This is a genomic window from Merdimonas faecis (assembly GCF_001754075.1).
In the GTDB taxonomy this organism is placed as follows: domain Bacteria; phylum Bacillota; class Clostridia; order Lachnospirales; family Lachnospiraceae; genus Merdimonas; species Merdimonas faecis.
Genome location: NZ_MIEH01000002.1, coordinates 79,896 through 102,372, shown reverse-complemented (window position 1 = coordinate 102,372; position 22,477 = coordinate 79,896). Strand labels below are relative to the sequence as shown.

The window sequence follows — 22,477 nt, the reverse complement described above, 5'->3', positions numbered from 1 at the left end:
TGCAGTTTGCGGAAACTCAAGATTTCTGTACTTTTCCAGAAATTTCCCACAATATCCGTCAACTTCTACCAATACCGTCTGTACCACGGTGATCCGTATACACTGGCAACTCTTACGACATCACCGGTGTGCGGTGCATGGATCATCTGTCCGCCGCCGATATAGATACCTACATGTCCGCCGTAACATACCAGGTCTCCCGGGAGCGGGCTGCTGACTGCTTTTCCGCCGCCGCCCTGTGCCTGAGAAGTACGTGCGATGCTGATACCTGCAACTCTGTGGCAGTACTGTGTCAGTCCGGAACAATCAAGCGCAGAACCCGGAGTGCTTCCGCCATAAACATAAGGGACACCCAGCTGGCTGTATGCTGCATTCACGATTGTCTGTGCAACAGAGGTATTGCCGCTGCCTGCATTACCAGAACCGCCGCCTGTGCTGCCTCCAGTGCTTCCGCCTGTGGATCCGCCTGTTGTTCCACCGCCGTTATTTACAGTGCCGCCATTATTTCCGCCGCCGTTGTTTCCGCCGTTATTGTCTGCTGCCGCTTCTTCGGCTGCCTGCTGCTCTGCCGCCTGTCTTGCCGCTTCCTCTGCAGCCGCCTGAATCTGTGCGTCCAGATTGGCAACTTCATCTTTCTTAGACTCGATGGTCTGGCTCAGCTCTGCTTCCTGAGCCTCATACTCTGTCTGCATGGATTCCATTTTCTTCTGGTCATCCTCCAGAGTTGTCTTCAGTTCTTCAATCTGCTTTGTCGTTGCCACATACTCATCCAGCATCTGACGGTCGTATGTATGAACGTTCTGAATATATTCTGCTTTGTTTACAAAATCAGAGAAGCTTTCCGATGCGATCAGAGTCTCCAGCGCACTGCTTCCGCCCTGTTCATACATATATTTAATACGCAGCTTCATATCCTCATACTGCTGCTCCTCTTTCGCTTCTGCCTCTTCCAGATCTTCCTGCGCCTGAATAACCTCTTCTCCTTTAGAGATCAGGTCCGCTTCCAGGTCTCCGATCTTTGTCAGCAAATCTGTCAGCTGTGCCTGCAGCGAAGTAACCTCGCTCTGCGCCGCCGCTTTATCACTTTCCAAATCATCTACCGAAGGCGCTGCCATTACCGGTGTCACGATCATTGAGCTGGCTGCAACCGCTGTCAGCAGTCTGATTCCAAATCTTTTCATAATCAACCTTCCTTCTCACATAAATTATACTCGATTTCCCCTCGATTTGACATAGTCCACCTACATCTAGAGTCGATTATACTCCATCAGCATTACTTTTGCAACATTTTTTAACATTTTTGTAACATATTGGGCAAAAGTTCAGCCATGGATCTGTTCAACGAAAAATCATGCTTGTATGATTTTTTGAGTGGACAGATCCATGAGATAAGCGCCAGTATATGAGGAAAACAGCGGCGTAGCCGCAGTAAGCACGCAGTGCGGTTTTCCGAATGGCGCAGGCTGAACTGCTGAATAACGGTATGAGCTGTGCGCCCTCTTATGAGCAGTCTTGCGGCGTCAGCCGCAGGGAAAGCCCCGACAGGGGCGGGACTGCGAATTGCGGGCGCTCAGCAACGCGGTACGGCCCGCGGTTTTCCGAATGGCGCGGGCATGAAAAAAGGCGGCTACATCGCCGCCACTTTTTCATTATGATCCTTTTTCTCCGGCTGATCCGGCTTCTCCTCAATCCGCTGGATAAAGACAAACATGGTCGCGGCCACCGCCGCACAGATTACGGTTACCGTGCCCACACGCATGATGTCTTCCATCATCCAGTCCATCAGACCGATCTTTGTCGCTGTGACAGACAAAAGATTCATCGTCATATGCGCCAGGATCGGAGCTTTAACGGAGCCATATTTTTCATAAACATAGGCCAGCATCATTCCCAGGATAAACCCGTAGAGCATCTGAACCATATTCATATGCATCAGCCCAAATACCACTGCGGAATAAAGTGCTGCCTGCAAAAATGTTCCCCGCTCTCTCAGACGCCGGAATAATAATCCCCGAAAAACCAGCTCCTCACTGATTGGCACCAGGATCCCCAGACATACGATCTGTACCGGGAAGGCCGCGGAATAAAGCGCCTGGATTGTCTGTGTATAGGCTTCGTCCGAAGCAGCCAGGTTTCCGATATTGATCAGATTATTCAGTCCCAGGCACAGCGTCAGAGACATCAGCACCACTGCTGCATACTTCCATAGAGGAGCCTTTTTATTCGGTACGATCCCCATCATACGCTCCTTTACTCTGTCACGGTGGAAGAAAATCCACATGACTGGAATGATGACAAATGCGGTCATCCCCTGAATCAGGGTACTTGACTTCAGATACTGTTCCAGCAGCTGATTATATAAATCTATCATACTCTGCTCGCTATTTAAAGCTGCCGTAAAGGCATCGGGATTGGCGACCTGGTATACCATAGCCAGTACCGTCATGGCTATCATTGACACCAGAAACTCAATCCCCCATTTTATCAGAATCGGCCCCCACAGCTGCCACATCCGTTTTCCGTAATTTTCCGGCGGCATTGGCGGCGTCGGCCTGCCCTGCTGTTGTTCCATATTGTTCCTCGCTTTCCTCTGTGACTACTTTTTCTATTTTACTTCCCATATGCAGAACTTGCAATTAAAAAAGTATAAACTTTCAAAAAGCGGGAAGCCCAGGTACCAGAGGCTGTTTCGATACTTGATCCGGATGCCTGGCCTAGAGCTTGATCTTGATCACGTCTACATCCAGATCCCACAGGAACTTGTCCAGATCCTTGTAGGATAAAAAGACAGTCGCTGTATTTTCCAGCGGATGGATTCCCAGACTCTTGCATCTGCTCAGGTCTTTATCTATAAAGAATTCCACCTGGTGATCTGTATCATTCATCAGCCCGAAAGGAGACACACTTCCCTGCTTCAGCCCCAGATACTTCTCCAGGCGCTCCTCCGACGCAAAGCTTAAGTTTCCTCCGCCCAGCTGGCGCCCAAGAGCCTTTAAGTCCACCTTCTTGCTTTCCTCACAGGTTACCAGAAAATGGCGCTTCCCCTTCGAATCTCTTAAAAAAAGATTTTTACACAGGGTTCCCTTTTCCGGCAGTCCGAGTCTGTCCATATCTTCCATTGTATATACTGGTTCGTGCTCCACGACCTCATATTTGATATTCAGCTTGTCCAATGCATCATATACTTTCTGCTTCTGATTTTCCATGGCGGATTTTCTCCTTTCTGATCCCAAAACAAATTTTTCTTTATTATAGTGCAGTGCCGAAGAAATGTAAAGCCGAAATCCCTGCAGCTGTCTGAATATCCAAAGAGGAGACCCTTATCCAAGGATCTCCTCCACAGCCGCCTGGTAACGGTCATATTTTTCTGATTTCCGAATACTTTTTAACGCCTTCCCCTTCTCCGGAAACATGGTTCCCATATAGGACCACAGCTCCTTCATTTTAAACAGGACCTGCTTCTCTCCCATACTGTTTTCCTGATAATCATGAAAAATCTGATCATGGAATTTCCGAAGTTGTTCTGCCGAGGCTTTTCCGGATCCTTCTATCTCTCCTAAAAGCCCGGGATTTCTTATGATCCCTCTGCCAAGCATGACACAGGAAAGATCCGGGAATTTTTCTTCCAGCCGCTTTTCATCTTCCGGCGTAAAGATATCTCCATTATAGCAGACCGGGATCCTGCTTTCCTTCATTGCACGGGCAAACACTTCCAGATTGGGGCGATTCTTATAAAAATCCTGTTGAACCCTTGGATGAATGATTAGTTCCTCTACCGGATACTGATTGTATATCCGCAAAATCTCCTCAAATTCATCCGGACTATATCTCCCGATTCTGGTCTTGATAGAAATCTTTCCCTTTGTCCCCCGGTAGATCTGATCCAGAAACCGGTCCAGCTCCTCTGTTTTTGAAAGGAATCCGGATCCTCTGTTCTTTGACACCACTGTTTTTGAAGGGCACCCCAGATTCAGGTTCACCTCTTCGTAGCCGTATTCCCGGAGCTTTTCCTCTGTCTTCAGGAAACCGTCCGCATCATTGGACAGGATCTGCGGAACCAGATACATCCCCGGATTATTTTCCGGCAGGATCTCCCGTCTCTCTCTGGAATTAAATCCCCGTTTTGTGTGCGGTACAAGAAACGGCGTAAAATATTTGTCCATCGGGCAAAAACAGGTATGGTAGGCCCTCCGGTAAATGTGCGAAGTGACACCCTCCAGCGGGGCCAGATAATATTTCATCCTGCTACTCAATTCCAAGCACCTGGTAGTCCTGATCTTCAACGGCTTTTTTAAGCGCTTCGTCTGACACGTCTGTGCTAAGTGTCACGACAGCAGTCCCTGCCTCATGGCTGACAACCGCTTCCTCAACGCCCGGAAGCGCCTCCAGGCATTTTTTCACTCTCGCCTCACAGTGCCCGCACATCATACCCTCGATCTTCATTGTCTTTTCCATTGATTGTTCCTCCTTATGATTTCTAATTTTAATTTTCTTATCTCTGGATGCATCGTGCACCCGGAACCAGTTCAGCCGCAGTGCGTTTGTCACCACACAGAAACTGGAAAGGCTCATGGCCGCCGCCCCGAACATTGGATTCAGCTTCCATCCAAACAGCGGGAACCAGACTCCTGCTGCCAGCGGGATGCCGATCACGTTATAGAAAAATGCCCAGAACAGGTTCTCATGAATATTTCTAAGTGTTGCCCGGCTTAAGCGGATAGCAGCCGGCACATCACTCAGACGGCTCTTCATTAATACAATATCTGCCGCATCTATAGCAATATCGGTCCCCGCTCCGATGGCGATGCCTATATCTGCCCGGGTCAGCGCCGGAGCGTCATTGATGCCATCTCCCACCATCGCTACCCTGCCATTTCGTTTCAGCCGGCGGATCACGCTTTCCTTTCCGTCCGGCAGAACTCCTGCGATCACTTCGTCCACGCCAGCCTGGCGTCCGATGGCTTTTGCCGTCCGCTCATTATCTCCGGTCAGCATAACTACACGGATTCCCATGTTCTGCAATTCTTTTACTGCCTGCGGGCTGTCTTCCTTGATCACATCCGCCACAGCGATCACGCCGGTGACCGTTCCGTTTTTGCTGAAGAACAGCGGTGTCTTTCCATCTTCTGCAAACCGCTCCGCCGCTTTTCGCAAATCCTCCGGCACCTTTGCATGCTTCCGGATAAATATCAGATTTCCTCCGTACAGCTGTTCCTCCTGAAGCACAGCCGAAAGACCGTTTCCCGGAACCGCCTGGAAATCCTTTACCTCTCCGGCTTCAATCTCCCGTTCCTCTGCAAGAGCAAGGATCGCCTTCGCCAGAGGATGCTCGCTCTTTCTCTCCAGGGCATAGGCCAGTGAAAGCAGTTCTTCTTCGGACACGCCTTCCGCTGGCAGAAGATCTGTCACCTTAGGCTCCCCGCTGGTGATCGTGCCCGTCTTATCCAGGGCAACAATCTCCATTTTTCCAGCCTCTTCCAGAGAAACCGCTGTTTTAAACATGATGCCGTTCCTGGCTCCCATGCCGCTTCCAACCATAATTGCCACAGGCGTGGCAAGTCCCAGTGCACAGGGACAGCTGATCACCAGGACGGATACCGCCCTTGCCACGGCAAATCCAAAGCTCTGCCCTGCGATCAGCCACACGATCAGTGTCAGGACTGCAATCCCGATCACCGCCGGCACAAACACGCCGGATACCCGGTCTGCAATCTTGGCAATAGGCGCCTTGGTCGCCGCCGCATCGCTGACCATCTGGATGATCTGGGAAAGCGTGGTATCCTCTCCCACACGGGTGGCTTCACATTTCAGGAATCCCGACTGATTCACCGTAGCCGCGGAAACCGGATCTCCCGCCTCTTTATCTACCGGAATACTCTCTCCGGTCAGCGCTGATTCATTGACCGCACTGTGCCCTTCCAGGATCCGTCCGTCCACCGGAATATTTTCACCGGGACGCACCACAAAGATGTCTCCGGTCCTCACTTCTTCGATGCCGACTTCTGTCTCCGCACCGTTCCGGATAATAACCGCCGTCTTTGGTGCAAGCCGCATCAGACTCTTCAGAGCATCTGTCGTTTTTCCTTTCGACCTTGCCTCCAGCATCTTACCCACTGTTATCAGCGTCAGGATCATGGCGGCAGATTCAAAATAGAATTCATGCATATAAGACATGACTGCTTCCGCATCTCCCCGCATCTGTGCGTCTGTCATGGCAAACAATGCATAGGTGCTGTAAAGAAAAGACGCGCCGGATCCCAGTGCCACCAGAGCGTCCATGTTGGGCGCCCGGTGCAGGATGCTCCGAAAGCCGCTGATAAAAAATTTCTGATTGATCACCATAATGATGACGGTAAACAGTAACTGGAAAAGCCCCATTGCCACATGGTTTCCCTCAAGCTCCCCCGGCACAGGCCATCCCCACATCATGTGCCCCATGGACACATACATCAGCGGGATCAGGAAACACAACGAAGCGATCAGCCTCCGTCTTAATACCGGCGTCTCTTTATCCTTCAAAAGTTCTTCGTCTGCCGCCCGGGAACCGCTCCTTTTTGCAGCATCGGCCCCCTTCTGTGAAGCCCCGTATCCCGCTTCTTCTACAGCGGCTATGATATCCTCCGGCCGGGCCGTACCTTCTACCCCCATGGAATTTGTCAGAAGGCTTACAGAGCATGACGACACACCCGGCACTTTGGATACTGCCTTTTCCACCCGGGCGCTGCACGCGGCGCAGCTCATCCCGGTCACGGTATATTGTTCCATATATCCAGACCTCCCTGCTTGCATTTTGATGTTGTACTCATTATCTTTCCTCTTCGGCCAGCGTCTTATTTCATCAGTTTCTGCAATGTAGCCACCAGTTCATCAATGGTCTCTTCATGTCCCGCCCGGATATCATCTGCTACACATGTCCGGATATGATTGGCCAGCAGGACCTTATTGAAGCTGTTAAGCGCTGAATTTACGGCAGACACCTGGATCAGGATATCTGTACAGTAGGCATCGTCCTCCACCATACGCTTGATCCCCCGCACCTGGCCCTCGATCCGGTTCAGGCGATGGATCAGATCCTTAAATTCTTTATCTGAACGTTCTTTGGTTTTGTGTGGACATTCTCGTTTCTCTTCCATATCCGCTCCTCCTTACGCACATATTATATACCCTAATGGGGTATATTGCAACAACTTTTTTTAGATTAAATTGATTGGGGACGGGGGATTTCTGAAAATCCCCCGTCCCCAATGGGCTAAAACACATGCTCTTTTATGTTTTCATCTTCATAATCAAATACACATCGCTCAAATGCATTGATGACGTGCGTGTCCAGATACTTGTCATATCTTTTGTGCTGTCTTCCGTATGATTTGTGCACATGGCCATGAAGGAAGAATCTGGGATGGTATTTCTCGATCAGCTTCAAAAAAGCCTGGAATCCCTGGTGAGGCAGATCCCGGCCGTCATTCAGCTGATAGGCCGGGGAATGTGCCACCAGAATATCAAATCCGCCATGGCGCAAAAGCTGGAACCAGAGTCTGCGGATCCGCCCTCTCATCTGACCTTCTGTATACTGGTAATTTCCGGGCCGGTACCGCATAGATCCGCCCAGTCCAAGGATACGCACCCCCTGATAGACATAGATCTGATCTTCAATGCTGATACATCCGCTGGGCGGATGCTCATCATATTTGGTATCATGATTGCCATGCACATACAGCACCGGCGCTGAAGTAAATGTGGCAAGAAAGGACAGGTATTCCGGAGCAAGATCTCCACAGGAAATGATCAGGTCGATCCCCTCCAGCTTACTCTTTTCAAAGTAATCCCACAGATAAGGAGACTCCTCATCTGCAATCGCAAGTATTCTCATTCTTTTATTCTAACCTTTCTTCTTTTCTACTCCCTGCTGCTGTACCACTGCCCTGGACTGCTCCTCCAGCTTATCCTCCGGCGGAATCTCGCCGATTACATTGTCAGCCAGCCAGTCCATAGTCACGATCTCTTCCGGCGACAGAACTCCCTGCGGATCAGGCTGGATAATGCCGTTCTGAGAACACAGCACGCCGTCAAACGGATTGAAGTTGCCAGAGCATATGGCCTTTTTCAGCACCTTCACCAGCCGTTTCATGCCAAGCGGCAGATTCTGGGAGCAGATTACATCCACGACTCCCGCCGACATGCCCCACCAGTAATTGATCGCCTTTTTCGTAGTCGGATCATCATCGTAGCTCCAGGTTCCGTTCATAATTGTGCGGATCAGCTGTTCATAAAATTTCCCCCAGTGCCATACCGGCATTGCCAGGTTATGGGGTGATCCGTCTTCCAGATGATAGATCCCAAAAAACCTGGACCCTTCCTCCGGAATTACCATATCCTTTCCGGAAATACAGCTGGAGTTCGTCCGTTTTACATTTTCCATTACATCAATATCTTTTACAGAAGACCATTCCAGATACACCTCTGCATGCGGGTTCGTCATCTGTGCGCCAAGCGCAAAAGCATTGATATTGGCAATAGTCCCGTAAATCGGATAATCTGCAATATAGGAAAGCCTGTTATTTTCCGCCATCGCCCCCGCAATAGCTCCCATCAGGAACTTGGCCTCGTGCATCCTGGAATAATAGGTCCGGATATAGCGGTGCATAGTGTTGACTGAACAGTTCAGAATCCGCACCTTCGGATTGGCAATAGCTGCCTTTACGCTGGCCTGTACCATGACCGGTGTTGTTGTAAAAATCAGATCACACCCCTTTGCCACTGCATCCTCCAGCGTAGCGTCTATATTTTCCTGCGTCACACCGTCATAATAGCAGGTGCTGACCTCCTCCGGGAATGTCTGCTCCAGATGAAGCCTCCCCAGCTCATGGGCATAGGTCCAGGCAGAAGACGTGACCGTTTTTTCATAAATAAACGCCACCTTCAGTCTGGGAGAGCTGGGCTGTAAAAGCCTGCTCAGAAGAGGCTTCTTTTCTGTATTCGGATCCATTTTCAGCTCTACTTCCTCGTCTTCTTCCAGCATCTTAAATTCTTCCCAGCTCTTGGAGATCAGTTCCCTCAGTTCATTTACTGTTTTTTCCCGGACTTCATCATAGCCGTAAAGTGTGATGAAGGCAAGGAACGCATCTCCCGGCGTGATTGAAGGGATCGGATCTCCCGCCGCCTGATACTCTGCCTTAAAGCGGGTGTAGATAGAACTGAAATCCAGCTGGTCATCATGGCTCCATACTTCTTTCGGCCCTTTCCCTACCGCCTCCTGCAGCTTCTGGAAGCTTCCAAGCTTCGTAAACCAGATAAAGTTCACCTTTGAAAGCTCATAAAAATCCATATATTCATAGTAGATTTTATTTTCCTTTTCTTCCGTACGTCTCGGTACAATACGGGTCACCATCCCCGGGGCAGACACCACGCCGAAAAATTTCATGACGCTGACCCTTTTATTTCCCTCTTCGATATAGAATTTGTTCATGTATTCATAAGCCTTAACCGGCGTGTGTATTCCCTCGTTTACGTGGCTTTCGCTCAGTGCGATCCACTTTTGGGCAAATTCGGAATCTATTTTCAGAATTGGCATAAAATTGCCCGAAAACGCATTGCTTCTTCCATTTGTCTTGGTTCCTACCACCTGCTCCAGCGGAATCTGCACCAGTCCCAGCGGAACTTCCGAATACGATCCTCTGGGCGGCAGAATATCATCCAGCACCTCCAGGGTAGGCAGCATCCCGTGCATTGCTCTGTACTGATAATCTTTCTTCCCCAGTTTGTATGCTTTCTCATAGCTTGACTGTCCCATCTTCTCTCCTCCTTTACAACACCTTTTCAAATGCGATCCGAAGATCGCCGTCCTCACAGCCGCCTACCAGATGGATCTGGCCGCAGGGCTGGAACCCTGCTTTGGCAAGCGCTCTCTGCATAGGAAAATTCTCCGGATGCGTATCGATCCTCACAGCCGGAAATCCCATTTCCCTGGCTAGCTCGAATCCTTTGGCAAACATCTGACCGGCCACGCCTTTTCCTTTACAGCCGTCTGCCACACATACCCGGTGCATGGAAGCATAGGCGCCGTCTGTCAGCCAGGCACCGTCAATCTCCTCATAGGAGGGATCCGGCGTTGTCTGAAATGCGAAAATCCCCTGCACCTCGCCGTCATCTACAGCCAGGTAGGTACACCCGTCCTTAATATCCTTAAGCCACACTTCCCTGGACGGATATCCTTTCTGCCACTGGTCCAGGCCCATGCTGCGAAGCTGTCTCTTGGCATCTTCCGTAATCTCACACATCCGTTCAATATACTCCATAGACGCAGTCCTAAATTCCATCATCCCTATCATTCCTCCTTTGTTATCTCACACACCTCAAGCTGTCTGCCCTGTACCCGGAATTTTACTTCCATGCCGGCATACTCCATTCCATAGATCCTGCCCGGATCGTTCTGATAAGAGGGTCTTGGGTCCTGACTCAAAATCTGAAACAGGGTCTCCCTTTCTTCTTCCGGTATTTTCTCCCGCCAGCATTCCGGACACTCCACCTGGAGAGAATAGTCCTTTACCCGGTCTGCAAAACCGCCCCTGGCGCCTGGTATGCTGTCTACATAAGCCAGATAAGGCTTGATGTCATAGATCGGAGTCCCTTCCATCATGTCAGCTCCCCGTACATGAAGAACAGGGCCTTCCTGTCCATCCAGGTCCACACCTGCCAGCTCCACACAGGAAAGACCAATGGCATTTGGCCGGAAAGGGGAACGGGTGGCAAACACGCCGACTCTCTGATTTCCTCCAAGTCTTGGCGGACGTACCGTCGGATGCCAGGACTTTCCTTCCACTTCAGAAAATCCCCACAGGATCCACAGATGTGAATATTCCTCTATCCCCCGGAGCATATCCGGATTCCTGTAGTCTGGTTCGAACACAATCCGCCCCCAGGTCCTTACAAGGCCGCTCTGTCTTGGGATGCCGAACTTTGTTGGAAATCCGGTATGGATTCTGGCTATCACATGCATTGTTGTCGTATCCGGGCAATCCATCTTTTTCCCTCCTGTCTTTTGTCACCGGGTCTTCCCCATACGTTCTCTGATCCTTTTTATCTCCTCCGCATGACCTTTGTCATCCAGAGGAGTCTCCAGATAAAACGGCAGCTCTGAAAGCACTGGATGACATACCACGGCAAGCAGCGCATCCATGCCGATCTCTCCTTCTCCAAGAACAGCGTGGCGGTCTTTATGAGAGCCAAACGGCATCATGCTGTCATTAAGATGTATCGCTTTTAAATGCTCAAGTCCCAGTATGTCATCGAATTCCTGCAATACTCCGTCCAGATCATGTACGATATCATAGCCTGCCGCAAACACATGACAGGTATCCAGGCAGATACCGATCCGCTCCGGATGGGCTGCCCCTTCCCGGATCGCCTTTAGTTCTTCAAAGCGGTCTCCGATCTCTGTTCCTTTTCCGGTCATGGTCTCCAGAAGAACATAGATCTTCTCGTCACCGGTGATGGCCTGATCAAGTCCTGCAATGATATTCCGAATACCTGCTTCCTTTCCGATGCCTGTATGGCTTCCCGGATGAAATACCAGGTTTTCAACTCCCAGCGCGTCCATTCTTGCCGTATCTTCCTGGATCACGGTACAGGCAAACTCGTAGGTCTCCGGCCTGGGGCTTGCCAGATTCATCGTATAAGGCGCATGGGCCAGCAGCGCTCCAAACTCATGGTCTTTCCGCAATGTCTGGAATTTATCCACCTCTGCCCGGCTGTAATCTTTATAACTGGATCCTCGGGGATTACGGCTGAATATCTGCATGGTATTTGCCTGCATTTTGATAACGTTTTCCGCCGCTTTTGCAATTCCCTTGGCGATCGACATATGTGCTCCTATCGTCAGCATAGTTATTTCCTCCTAAATCCATTGTATCCTATCACATCTGAATTTAAAATACAAATGTTTACCAAAGAAAAAGGATGCCGTCTCCGAAGATTCAGCATCCTGTCCGATACGCCTCTGCGCTTTATTTATTTCAACCTGGCTTTAGGGTTTTCATGCGGCATGCTTTCCATTACCGGAGCGTCCATGGCCGCAAGCCATTTCAAATTCTTTCAGTTTCTGTTTTGCTTCCTCGCCGAGATGTCTGGGCACATCTATCTCCACAGTCACATACTGGTCGCCATGAACCGATGGATCCTTCATGGAAACGATCCCCTTTCCTCTCAAACGGATCCTGGAGCCGGACTGTGTCCCTTCCCTGATCTTGCAGATGACATTTCCATAGAGGGTTGTTACCAGAGCTTCCCCGCCAAACACTGCGGTCGTAAATGGTATATGCACGGTCGTATATACATCCATGCCCTTTCTTTCATACCCTGGCTTCTTCAAAACCTGTACTTCCAAAAGCAGGTCTCCCGGTTCCCCTCCGCCGCTTCCCGGCATTCCTTTTCCGCGGAGCCGGACGCTTTTTCCAGTGTCAATGCCGGCCGGAATATGGACCTGCAAAGTATGGGGCGTACCTGCGGAATCCTGAAGCGTAATTCTTTTATCACATCCAAAAACAGCTTCCTCAAAGCTTACCGTCACCTGTGCTTTTAAATCGGAACCTTTTCTGGCAAAATTTCTTCCGCCAAATCCATCTCCCGTCCTTCCAGAAAATCCTCTGCCCGCCTTGCCATGGAAAATATCGCCAAAAATATCATCAAAAATATCACCCATATCTCCCATACTTCCGCCGGTAAAATGGTATTCCTGATAGCTTCCTCCCGGCCCGCTCTGCCTGTAAAACGGTCCCTGGCCACCATAACCTCCGCCGGATTCGTCAAAGGCCGCATGGCCAAACTGATCATACATTTTCTTTTTCTCTGGATCACTTAAAACAGAGTATGCTTCCGTAACCTCTTTAAATTTCTGCTCCGCCTCCGGATGATCCTTATTCGTATCTGGATGATATTTTTTTGCAAGCTTCCGATATGCCTTTTTTATTGCGGCCGCATCCGCATTCCTGTCAATCCCAAGGACTTCATAATAATCACGTTTTATTCCCATGTGGTTCACCTCCCATACTCTGTTTCACTCAAGCAAAGACCCGGCGAAACGCCGGGCCCCTGTCTTTTATTATCCTTCTATCGCAATGGTTTTCTTTGTCTCCACTGCTTTTGCATCCTTTTTGGGGATACTCAGTCTCAGGATACCGTCTTCAAATTTGGCTTTTACATCCTCCTGGGCAACGGCATCACCGACATAGAAGCTTCTCTGCATAGCTCCCGCATACCGCTCCTTCCGGATATATTTGCCCTTCTTATCCTGTTCATCCTTATCAAGGCCTTTTGCAGCAGATATTGTCAGGTAACCATTGTCAAGCTGTACATTGATTTCGTCTTTCTTAAATCCCGGCAGATCAATGTCCAGTTCATATCCTTCTTCGTGCTCACGGATATCGGTCTTCATCAGGTTCTTTGCGTGTTTTCCATATAACGGATTCTTTCTTCCCCAGAATTCTCTGTCAAATCTGTCAAACGGGAAATCCATCCAATCATCATCAAATAAGTTCTCTCCAAAAATACTAGGCATCATCATAAGTCATTTCTCCTTTCATGTTAAAACATCAAATTTAAACTTTTTATGAACTGCTTTCGCAGCTGCCATCAGCACTCTTGAAGTTGTCTCAAGTGTTGCAAGCGAATAAAAACTCAGGACTTAGGATTTTTCTCCTTTTTCAATCCTTTTCCTTTGTTCTATTTGTACTATAACACTTATGTTTAGCACCGTCAACACTTGAGTGCTAATTTTTTCTATATTTTTTTGCAAACCCTGTAAAATCAATGGTTTGCAAGCATTTTCCACTCTTGAAATTGTCATTTTTCTTAGGTTTGACACCAATTTGACACCATTTTTTTCTTTTATGGTGTCAGAAGTTCACTGCCATACTATCCAACTTTGCTATCTCGTTTTCAATTCTTGCTCTGTCGCCCAAATGGTTATACACTTCCATAGTCACATCAAAATGAGCGTGTCCCATGATGTACTGCAATACCTTAATGTCCATACGGCACTCTGCCATTCTTGTGCAGGCTGTGTGTCGCATAACATGAGCGGAAACCTTTGGAAGCAGTTCTGCTTTCCTGTGTTCTTTCTTTGCCTTTTGGACTTCCGCTTTGTTATAAGCGTCCACAATGTTATACAATACACTGTTTACACCATAAGGCATAAGCGGTCTGCCGGATTTAGCAGTGAAAACAAAACCAGAATATCCGTCCACCTCAAAAGACTTATCTTTCGCCAGCATGAAGTTGATTTTTCTCTGTTCTTCAAATGCTTTCTGTACTTCCTGCGTCATAGGTATCACACGAATACCAGAGTCCGTCTTTGGCGTAGAAATATGGAAGCGACAGCCGTCTCCTAAATTCTTGTAAATAAGCTGGTGGTCTACATTCAAACGTCTTGCTCTCGTGTCCACGTCTTTCCATGTAAGACCGATCAGCTCTCCACATCTTAACCCTGTACCTATCATAATCGTAAGCATAGGATAATAGGTATTGTAGACATTGCTCTGCTTCACAAAATCAATGAGCTTTTCCTGTTGCAAGATTGTCAACGCCACACGTTCTTCTGCTGGTCTGCCATAATCACTGATAGAACCTTTTGCCGGATTTTTACGGATAATATCATCATCAACCGCCATTTCCAACGCAGGAAAAATCATGTTGTTAATATACTTGATAGTAGAATGAGCATATCCAGCTTTGGACAATTTTGAATAGTAGGATTTAATGTGAGAGGGTAACATCTGGACAACCTTAATATTGCCGATTTCATCTTTCACCCGATTATTCCATACACGAATGTAATTTACTCGTGTAGGCTCTTTCAGTTCACGGGTCGCCATATATCGCTCGAACAAGGTATTTAACGTCATTTTCTTGATTGCGCTGTCAGTCAAAATGTTATCGTCCATATCCTTTGCAATCTTTTTTTCTTTCTCTCTAAGCTCTGGTAAATCCTGTGCGTAGATTGTGCGACGTTTTCCTGTCCTTATATCTGTGAAGCGATAGCTGTATCTGCCGTCATTACGCCAGCTTTCGCCCTCTCTTAATTTTCTCCCTTTCGGGTCTTTTCTGCTAACTGCCATGAGAACCATTCCTTTCTTGTAGCTCTCTTTTCATGTTCTCACAGCGTGGTTTGCCTATGGATAATTATACCATATTTCCGTAAGAACATAAATAGAAAACCGTCCTATTCTGCAAGGTAAAGCAGATATTTTTTGACCCTTTCCACGGAGTAAAGAACCCTGCGACCTATGACAATTTTTGCTTCTGCCTGCTCACCGATTTTCCTTGCCGTAGCATGACCGCATGAGAGCATAGCAGAAAGCCCCTCTATATCAACAGTAATCGGCTGGCTGGTTTTTCGTTCTTTTGTCTTGTTCATATATCAGCAAAATAAGCATATCAGTATCACTTATTTTGCAACACCCCCTTTCCTGTATTTTTAGAAGCAGACAGACGGCTCTGGAAAAGCTCCGCTGGTATCTCAACCAATCTCATTCCTATGAGCAAAACCACCTCTGGGACGTATCATTATCCTGTGAATACAGGTCATGGCGGGGCGACTTTTCCAAAGGTCGCTCTCGGATCACTGCGTGGGTCGCTCGCTTTCTTTTGGAAAGGTCATGGCGTACAGTCCCCGTGGCTCGCTGTATCACAAACGTATCTGTCTGCTTTATTCAGTTGTCAAAGAACAGTGGCGAAAGCTATAGGCTCTCATGTGTAAAAGCAGAGGGCAGGACAGGAAAGAGGGGATTGCAACAAATCATGCCCTGCCATAATTGCTTTATTCTTCTATTGGCACAGTACCGATATCGAAGTCTAAAATCATTTTGATAATAGCTTCTCTGATACGCCCTTTAAGCTCCATATCTACTACGATATAAACATTACCGTATTCATCATACAGAGGACGCAAACAGCATTTTGATATGTACGGGTCATAAAATGCCAGTATTCTTTCAATAGACTGTTCATTTCCGTCCACAGCAGATGAAATAAGTCGGTAAGGTGGAAGCTTGTACCCTTTTTTCATGTTTTATTCACGCTCCTTTGTCAGTGTTTTCTTTAAATTTTGTAAAGCTCTGTAACGGTTTTTAAAAACTCCTGCTCTGGAAATTTTCTGTGCTTTTGCAATTTCTGTATCGCTCATTTCCAGAAAGTAGTACATCAGAAGATTTTCACGGTTACGTTCCGATAATTGCTTTAATGCTTCTGAAAGTTCTTCATCAAGCACTCGGATTTCAACACCGCATACCTCAAACACGGTATAGTCACTCATGTACTCGTCCCATACAGCCAGCTTTTCAACAACGATTTCTGGAAGCTCACAGAAAGGAATTTCTTTATCCTTACGACGTTTTAATTCCTTTTTATAATTCCAGATAACGCCTTTAACAGTACGTTTGAGCTTACAGTCAAACTGACACTGGATTGTTTTTTGGAAGTCAGACGGTTTCATCATCTCACCCCCTCTCTGTCCAGACGTAAAAGGTATCTATCCCTCTTTCCGCCCCACATCGGTACAGGAGTGGGTGATTTGCTAACCTGTATAAGAAAGAAATTCAAAAAAATATTGAACTTCTCATAAATAACAAAAACAGTCAATCAGCACATGAATGTACCAACAGACTGTTTTTGTTATGTTTACGATATGAATTTTTAACTCATGTTTAAGGTGTACTGACTGGATAACCATTGTAAGGCGGTTATTCAGTTGTGAATACTGGCGTATTCGCTGATACGCAATCATAGTACAACCCCCTTATTCAGAGCTGTACCGTGAGTGAAAAAGAAAAGGACAGCTCTGGTTATCCAAAACCGTCCTAATCAAATTGAAAGACATGGAAAAAGATATTACCCTAGAACGGTTTTTTTTATTTACCGTCAAGGTAATATTGATGTGAACTAATAAAGCATAATATATGTGTTTTTAACACATTCTAATCATGTGCCATGAAGTATAAACTCATGACAGGTGATTTAAAATGAGGAAAAAGAAAGATACTCACAGCTTTGATTTCCGTCCGTTGGGACTGGCAATCAGAGAAGCGAGAGAGAAAGCTGGGCTTTCCCGTAATGACTTAGGCGATAAGGTCTTTTACGGAGAACGTCATATCGCAGATATTGAGAATATAGGGAAACACCCCAGCTTCCAGTTATTTCATGATTTAGTGACAATGTTCCATATCTCTGTTGATGAATACTTCTATCCGCAGGAGAAAGCGGAAAAATCTACAATCCGCAGACAGATAGACGTATCGCTTGATAAACTGACAGATGAAGAACTCAAAATCATTCAAGGAACGATTGACGGTATCATGAAATACAAGGGAACGGGAAGCAAATAGGCTTCTCGTTTTCTTTTTCCTCTCATAAGCTATCCTGCTGATCTGCTCCGCAGAAAGCAGGATTTAATGAAAAGAGCCAATAATCTGCAAGAGTAATTCTTACAAACTATCGGCTCTGCGTCTTAGCGTCTGGCTCTTTAATAATGGTTATTTGCATTTTTTGTATGTTGATTAAATTTTCTTGCTTACATTTTGGACAATAAAGCGGATAATTTATCAAAACAGTATCTTCTCTAATTTTGTTACGGGTTTTAGCCCCGCAAACAGGGCATAATATCCATTCATATTTTTTCACATTTCTTCTCCCCAATCATTCTCTTATAGCCCATTTAATGACTTATTGATGTACAAGAAAATAGGCATTAGAAGTAAAATAATTCCAGAACTAATCATAATCCATTGCAAGGAAATAATGTCTGCTAAAGGACCGAAAACTACCATACCAAACGGATAGCAAATAGCATACATCGCTCCCATGAAGCCAAATATTCGCCCCTGCATTGAAACATTCGTATTTTCTTGAAGTAAGGTAGTAATTGTTGTTTGTATTATCGTTAAAGCAACACCATAACAAATCATAAAAATAAGATACAGTAAAAAAATTTGAGTTATGCCCATACCTATTGCCATTATTCCAAATACAGCTAAACCACTGAACATAGTTTTACTACGTTTATGAAAACCGCCCCATACACTCATTAACAACCCGCCAACAACCATACCGCCAAATCCACATATTTCAACGGCAGTCAGATACCAGTATGTATCACCATATATTCTACTTACCAATAGTCCAGATAGATAGCCTGCTGGAACACATAGAAAAGTAAATATTCCATATATCATCAATAAGATACCAATATTTTTTTGCGAGAATACATAGTTAATTCCACTTTTCATATCCGATAAAATAGGAGATGAAGTGATTTTTTTGTCTTGCTTAGGCAATGATATACAAGCAAACAATGCAATCCCTACTATTGCAGTCAAAATATCAATCAACAATGTATTCTGCAATGTTCCAACAGATAAAACTATCCCTGCGACAGCAGGAGCAGAAAATTGAACAACTGATTGCATGGTTGCATTGATACCATTATAACGCATTAAATTTTCTGCTGGTACAAGTTGCGGGATAACAGCATTAACAGCGGGTGACTGTATTCCAGCACCAATAGAACGAAGAATAGACATTACTATCAGTAAGCTAAGTAGTACGATTTCTATTGATATATAAGGCATAATAAGTATCATGCTAAATGTGACAATCGCTATTCCTAAATCAGCACCTATGATAAGAAATTTGCGATTATAACGGTCAGCCCAAACTCCACCTACAAACGAAACAAGAAATTGTGGTAAATAGGAACATACTGAAAAAACAGCTACCCATGCACCGCTGGTTGTATGAAGTGTTACATACCATACGATTGCCATTTGAACTATTTGAGAGCCAAATAATGTAATACTTTGACTGATAAGAAAAAGAATAATTTTCTTCTTCCAAGTATCCTGTGCTTGTTGCATTTTACACTTCCTCCTTATCTTTTGGTGGAAGCACAAAGCGTTGAGTAGGATACCCATATTCAGTAAGCAACTCTCGTTCCGCAAAACCAAGACGCAAATATTCTTCACGATAGCCTGTATCTGCTTTATCGCCCTCTCGATATGTAGTTAAACTAATCTCTTTTCCTGCAAGAAGTTCATCTACAAGTTTATCAAGGAAAACCTTTTCAATCCCCAAATTTCGATATTGTGGGTGAACTGCCAGAAAATCAATACTTCCTGCTTCTGCTGAAAATCCCATTATACCGATTGCCATGCCTTCATCTCTTAAAATTAAGGCTCTTTTATCAGCCATATAGAAAGTCAATTTTTCAATATAGTCATCTTCGTCTAAACAGGGATAGCCATCAACAGTTAAATGAACTAATTCCATCCAGTCATTTATATCTTTGATAGTTGCAAATTGTATATCATCTTTTGTAAAATCCATTTTTATCGGCTCTTTACTTAAATGAATTTCTAACTGTAAAGGATAAAATTCTTCAGCTATTCTAAAATCAGCAGGAGTCATTTTATACATTGCTTTAAAAATGCTTGTAAATGCTTGTTGACTTTCATAACCACTGATAAGTGCGATTTCTATAATCGGTCTTTTAGAAAAAACCAGTAACTTAGCCGCTTCTGTAAGCTGTCTCCTTTGAACATATTCATGTATTGTCAACCCAACTATCTTTGTAAATATACGGTGTAAATGATATTTAGAGTAATGTAGAGCGGTTGCAACTGTTTCCAAATCCAGCTTGTTATCTAAATTATTTTCTATATATCGAATTGCCTGTGAAACAATATACACTGCTTGTCCTTGCATTTGCACTCCCTCCTTTCCGAGGAAACAGTATAGCATGATAAAATTATCCAGTTTTCATCATTCTTGCTATTTTCAATGTATCAAAATTATCATGCTGATCTGCTTTGCAAGGAAGCATGATAATTATTTAAAATTTCGTTTTGGCTGTGATTGTGTAAATATATTCCTCTGGTGTAGTCGTTTTGTTCCCAAAATATCGCTTGAAGTTCGCCTGTACCTCTGGGTCTGTACTGTTCATAACTTCGTCAATCGTAGCCTGTATTTCTGCCCTTAGTTCCGACACAGGGACACCGCTTAATTTTGCTCCATATTTTAACATCTTTTTTACATCACGTTTTTTCAATCCTATCATAAGCTCTCCTTTGTATTTAAAAAGGGTACAACTACTTTCAACCACTCGTCAGGTAAATATATTGCTAAATATCCATGATTATATCCTTTAGCTTCGTATATTTGACATGAAGGAACTAATTTTTTAAAGAGTTGTGCCGACTCCTTTACACATTTCATTTCTTTTGAACCATAACAATACATAATTTGTGCTTTCGTTTTGGAAATATCTTTTTTTAATTGATATTCCGCCATGTATGTACGATACATAGTATAAAGCGTATTTCTCTTTAATAAGGGCATATCATGTATATAATAATTTTCAATTTCTTTTGGAAATCTCATATTAGGAGACAATCGTAGCAAAACCATTTGACATTTGCACGAAAATCTACTAAACATCAATCCCCCAAAAAACTTTACTGTAGCAATACAGAATTTTTCCAATTTAGGTTGTGGATAACAAATACTTCCATCTATGATAGCCTTTTGACAAATATCAGCTTTAAGAGAAAGCATTTCTATCACAATCTGCCCACCTAAAGATACACCACAAAGAAAAAAAAGCTGTCCATTACAATTTCGATTTATATACGAGATTAGTTTTTGAGCACTATCTGTTGTAGAGACATATTCTGTATTATACTCTTCTCCATGCCCGTCTAATGTTGGCAGAATAACATGATATTCTTTAGACAATACTTTTGCTTGTCTTAAATAATTCCACCATGAATTTCCACCGCCATGAATTAACATAATATGCGGATTTTCTTTATCTCCGAACTCATGAAATTTCATTTACATTCCTCCTCAAAAATCTGTTCTGTAATATTTTCTAATAGCTTTTTTACTGTACTTTCAATTTCTTCTTTAACTAACAAATCGCTATTTTGCAAACAAAGATTAACAAGCTGTATAAAATTTATAACAGCATTAAAGTTAATATTTTTTTTTGGTTTATCTATATACATAATATTTTTTTTCATAGAAGTTCGTATGTTTTCAAAAGGTTGGCTTCTATCCGCTCTTAAAAGAATAGTCGTTAAGTCATCTCTCGATAAATATCGAAAAATATTACTTTCATCTTTCAGAAAAAAGAATGAATATAAATCTATAAATTCAGATTTTGTTATTTTTCCATTACATTCTAAAATTTTAAAAAATCGATTTTGCAAGTTGTGTTGCGAATCTTCCATAATAGATAATATTAAATCTTCTTTTGAGTTATAAAAATTGTAAAATGTACCTGTTGATATACCCGTCATTTTTGCTAACTCTCTAATATTAAGCTGTCTATATCCTTTTTCCCTAATTAAATCAATACAATTTTGTTTTATAATTTTATACAAATACTGTTTCCTTGTTTCCGAAAAAATTTTAGGCATATTTTTCTCCTTTAAGTGATAAAATGAACGATATGTTTATATGTTCATTTTATCACTTTCTAGAATTTATTACAACTATATTTTTAAGTACAAGCTAAAACCTTAATTTATAATTTTCCAGTTGCTATCCTTATGAAGCGTCAGCACATATTGTGAAATCTGTGTCGCTTTTGTCTGATTGTCAATGAACTTCACCGCAACGCTTACTTTCACGTTGTCGCCGTCAGCCGTGAATACAGGATTGACAAGCTCAGAAAAGAGATAGTCCCCGTTTATCGGTTCAAGGGTGTTTCCCTCTACATAGTAGGCAAGCTCCTTGTCCGTTGCGGTCGGGTACAGCTTGAAGAATGTTTCCAGAAACGCCGTAGCGTCATTGATTGTGTCAGCGTCCACGCTGTTGTCCGCTTCCTGTGCCTTTGGTTCATAGCTGGATTTTTCCATAGCAGGAGCAAGGGTCGGGTTCTGTATAATAACCATATCCCCGTCAGCGTCTACATGAACAGTCACGGTATAGGTTTCTGATACGTTTCTTGTCTGGTCGCCCTCTTTTATCCGCTGATCTACTTCGTAGGTAACATTAAAAGCGTTCTTCCCAGACTGTTCTATATCCCAGATAATCACGTCCGTGACCGTGGAGCTGGTCGGTATATCCGTCCTCACGGTATCAACATTCAAATCCTGCAATTCCTGTGTCAGATAGGCACTGATAGCCTGTGTCCTCGCTTCGATTGCTTCCTTGCTGTTACTCCATGTGTAATAGGATTTACAAAAATTCTTCACGAAATTTTCTATACCGTTGGTGTCATTCAAGCGGAGCTGTATGGTTTCTATCTCATGCGTGGTGTGCTGGTCAATAGCCGTAAAATTCTTATACACACCAAAGCTCACGCTTGCGATAAGCACCACCCAGAGGGCAATGACGGATTTTTTATGCGTCCCCACTTTCATAGTGCGGATTTTCTTTTCCTTTATCGGTTTTTCTTTCTTCTTGAACATGATATTTCCATTCCTTT

General features: G+C 44.7%; 25 protein-coding genes. 1 reads left to right on the top strand and 24 read right to left on the bottom strand.

Features of this window, described 5'->3' with window-relative positions; translation table 11 throughout:
- Positions 1-65: 65 nt before the first annotated feature.
- The 17 genes from BKD12_RS01175 to BKD12_RS01095 all read right to left on the bottom strand — a co-directional run bounded on the left by BKD12_RS01175 (position 66) and on the right by BKD12_RS01095 (position 16,486).
- The gene (locus BKD12_RS01175) at positions 66-1,181 is read right to left on the bottom strand and encodes a C40 family peptidase (RefSeq protein WP_070087557.1); all 1,116 of its coding nucleotides are present in this window, start codon (positions 1,179-1,181) and stop codon (positions 66-68) included.
- Positions 1,182-1,627: 446 nt separating this feature from the next.
- Positions 1,628-2,572, bottom strand: coding sequence for a CPBP family intramembrane glutamic endopeptidase (locus BKD12_RS01170; RefSeq protein WP_083262778.1), 945 nt, complete (start codon positions 2,570-2,572; stop codon positions 1,628-1,630).
- A 142-nt stretch (positions 2,573-2,714) separates the two neighbouring features.
- The gene (locus tag BKD12_RS01165) at positions 2,715-3,206 is read right to left on the bottom strand and encodes a prolyl-tRNA synthetase associated domain-containing protein (protein WP_070087556.1); all 492 of its coding nucleotides are present in this window, start codon (positions 3,204-3,206) and stop codon (positions 2,715-2,717) included.
- Positions 3,207-3,320: 114 nt separating this feature from the next.
- Positions 3,321-4,241, bottom strand: coding sequence for a tRNA dihydrouridine synthase (locus BKD12_RS01160; RefSeq protein WP_070087555.1), 921 nt, complete (start codon positions 4,239-4,241; stop codon positions 3,321-3,323).
- A 4-nt stretch (positions 4,242-4,245) separates the two neighbouring features.
- Positions 4,246-6,765 carry a heavy metal translocating P-type ATPase gene (locus BKD12_RS01155; RefSeq protein WP_070087554.1) on the bottom strand — a complete coding sequence of 840 codons (2,520 nt, stop codon included), beginning with the start codon at positions 6,763-6,765 and terminating at the stop codon, positions 4,246-4,248.
- A 65-nt stretch (positions 6,766-6,830) separates the two neighbouring features.
- Positions 6,831-7,133, bottom strand: a complete 303-nt coding sequence (locus BKD12_RS01150) for a metal-sensing transcriptional repressor (protein ID WP_070087553.1) — start codon at positions 7,131-7,133, stop codon at positions 6,831-6,833.
- 116 nt (positions 7,134-7,249) lie between these two features.
- On the bottom strand, positions 7,250-7,870 hold the full coding sequence (locus tag BKD12_RS01145) for a metallophosphoesterase family protein (RefSeq protein ID WP_070087552.1): 621 nt from the start codon (positions 7,868-7,870) through the stop codon (positions 7,250-7,252).
- Positions 7,871-7,879: 9 nt separating this feature from the next.
- A complete protein-coding gene (locus BKD12_RS01140; protein ID WP_070087551.1) occupies positions 7,880-9,790 on the bottom strand; it encodes a BMP family ABC transporter substrate-binding protein in 1,911 nt (636 codons plus the stop codon).
- Between the two features lie 13 nt (positions 9,791-9,803).
- Positions 9,804-10,319, bottom strand: coding sequence for a GNAT family N-acetyltransferase (locus BKD12_RS01135; protein ID WP_176730901.1), 516 nt, complete (start codon positions 10,317-10,319; stop codon positions 9,804-9,806).
- Positions 10,320-10,324: 5 nt separating this feature from the next.
- Entirely contained in the window at positions 10,325-11,020 is a 696-nt protein-coding gene (gene tsaA / locus BKD12_RS01130) for a tRNA (N6-threonylcarbamoyladenosine(37)-N6)-methyltransferase TrmO (RefSeq protein WP_070087550.1), read from the bottom strand.
- A 21-nt stretch (positions 11,021-11,041) separates the two neighbouring features.
- Positions 11,042-11,881 (bottom strand): deoxyribonuclease IV, encoded by an 840-nt coding sequence (locus BKD12_RS01125; RefSeq protein WP_070087549.1) that lies wholly within the window; start codon positions 11,879-11,881, stop codon positions 11,042-11,044.
- 150 nt (positions 11,882-12,031) lie between these two features.
- A complete protein-coding gene (locus tag BKD12_RS01120) occupies positions 12,032-13,027 on the bottom strand; it encodes a DnaJ C-terminal domain-containing protein (RefSeq protein ID WP_070087548.1) in 996 nt (331 codons plus the stop codon).
- 69 nt (positions 13,028-13,096) lie between these two features.
- Positions 13,097-13,558, bottom strand: coding sequence for an Hsp20/alpha crystallin family protein (locus tag BKD12_RS01115; protein WP_070087547.1), 462 nt, complete (start codon positions 13,556-13,558; stop codon positions 13,097-13,099).
- Positions 13,559-13,889: 331 nt separating this feature from the next.
- Positions 13,890-15,110: a tyrosine-type recombinase/integrase gene (locus tag BKD12_RS01110; RefSeq protein WP_070087546.1), complete on the bottom strand. Its 1,221-nt coding sequence runs from the start codon at positions 15,108-15,110 to the stop codon at positions 13,890-13,892.
- A 104-nt stretch (positions 15,111-15,214) separates the two neighbouring features.
- Positions 15,215-15,409: a hypothetical protein gene (locus tag BKD12_RS01105; RefSeq protein ID WP_058692537.1), complete on the bottom strand. Its 195-nt coding sequence runs from the start codon at positions 15,407-15,409 to the stop codon at positions 15,215-15,217.
- Positions 15,410-15,811: 402 nt separating this feature from the next.
- Positions 15,812-16,060 (bottom strand): helix-turn-helix domain-containing protein, encoded by a 249-nt coding sequence (locus tag BKD12_RS01100; RefSeq protein ID WP_070087545.1) that lies wholly within the window; start codon positions 16,058-16,060, stop codon positions 15,812-15,814.
- A gap of 3 nt (positions 16,061-16,063) precedes the next feature.
- Positions 16,064-16,486, bottom strand: coding sequence for an RNA polymerase sigma factor (locus BKD12_RS01095; protein WP_021421704.1), 423 nt, complete (start codon positions 16,484-16,486; stop codon positions 16,064-16,066).
- A 526-nt stretch (positions 16,487-17,012) separates the two neighbouring features.
- On the opposite strand from BKD12_RS01095, the gene BKD12_RS01090 reads away from it, so the two are divergent.
- Positions 17,013-17,375, top strand: coding sequence for a helix-turn-helix transcriptional regulator (locus BKD12_RS01090; protein ID WP_070087544.1), 363 nt, complete (start codon positions 17,013-17,015; stop codon positions 17,373-17,375).
- A gap of 106 nt (positions 17,376-17,481) precedes the next feature.
- Here BKD12_RS01090 and BKD12_RS01085 read toward each other — a convergent pair whose 3' ends face one another.
- The 7 genes from BKD12_RS01085 to BKD12_RS01055 all read right to left on the bottom strand — a co-directional run bounded on the left by BKD12_RS01085 (position 17,482) and on the right by BKD12_RS01055 (position 22,460).
- Entirely contained in the window at positions 17,482-17,670 is a 189-nt protein-coding gene (locus tag BKD12_RS01085; RefSeq protein ID WP_070087543.1) for a cysteine-rich KTR domain-containing protein, read from the bottom strand.
- Positions 17,671-17,693: 23 nt separating this feature from the next.
- The gene (locus tag BKD12_RS01080; RefSeq protein ID WP_070087542.1) at positions 17,694-18,902 is read right to left on the bottom strand and encodes an MFS transporter; all 1,209 of its coding nucleotides are present in this window, start codon (positions 18,900-18,902) and stop codon (positions 17,694-17,696) included.
- Between the two features lies 1 nt (position 18,903).
- A complete protein-coding gene (locus BKD12_RS01075) occupies positions 18,904-19,749 on the bottom strand; it encodes a GNAT family N-acetyltransferase (protein ID WP_070087541.1) in 846 nt (281 codons plus the stop codon).
- A 127-nt stretch (positions 19,750-19,876) separates the two neighbouring features.
- The gene (locus tag BKD12_RS01070; RefSeq protein WP_070087540.1) at positions 19,877-20,101 is read right to left on the bottom strand and encodes a hypothetical protein; all 225 of its coding nucleotides are present in this window, start codon (positions 20,099-20,101) and stop codon (positions 19,877-19,879) included.
- Entirely contained in the window at positions 20,098-20,877 is a 780-nt protein-coding gene (locus tag BKD12_RS01065) for an alpha/beta fold hydrolase (RefSeq protein WP_070087539.1), read from the bottom strand. The genes BKD12_RS01070 and BKD12_RS01065 overlap by 4 nt, the downstream gene beginning before the upstream one ends.
- Complete coding sequence (locus BKD12_RS01060) at positions 20,874-21,464, bottom strand: TetR/AcrR family transcriptional regulator (RefSeq protein WP_070087538.1); 591 nt, start codon at positions 21,462-21,464, stop codon at positions 20,874-20,876. The genes BKD12_RS01065 and BKD12_RS01060 overlap by 4 nt, the downstream gene beginning before the upstream one ends.
- Positions 21,465-21,566: 102 nt before the next feature.
- Positions 21,567-22,460: a conjugal transfer protein gene (locus tag BKD12_RS01055; protein ID WP_070087537.1), complete on the bottom strand. Its 894-nt coding sequence runs from the start codon at positions 22,458-22,460 to the stop codon at positions 21,567-21,569.
- Positions 22,461-22,477: the final 17 nt, after the last annotated feature.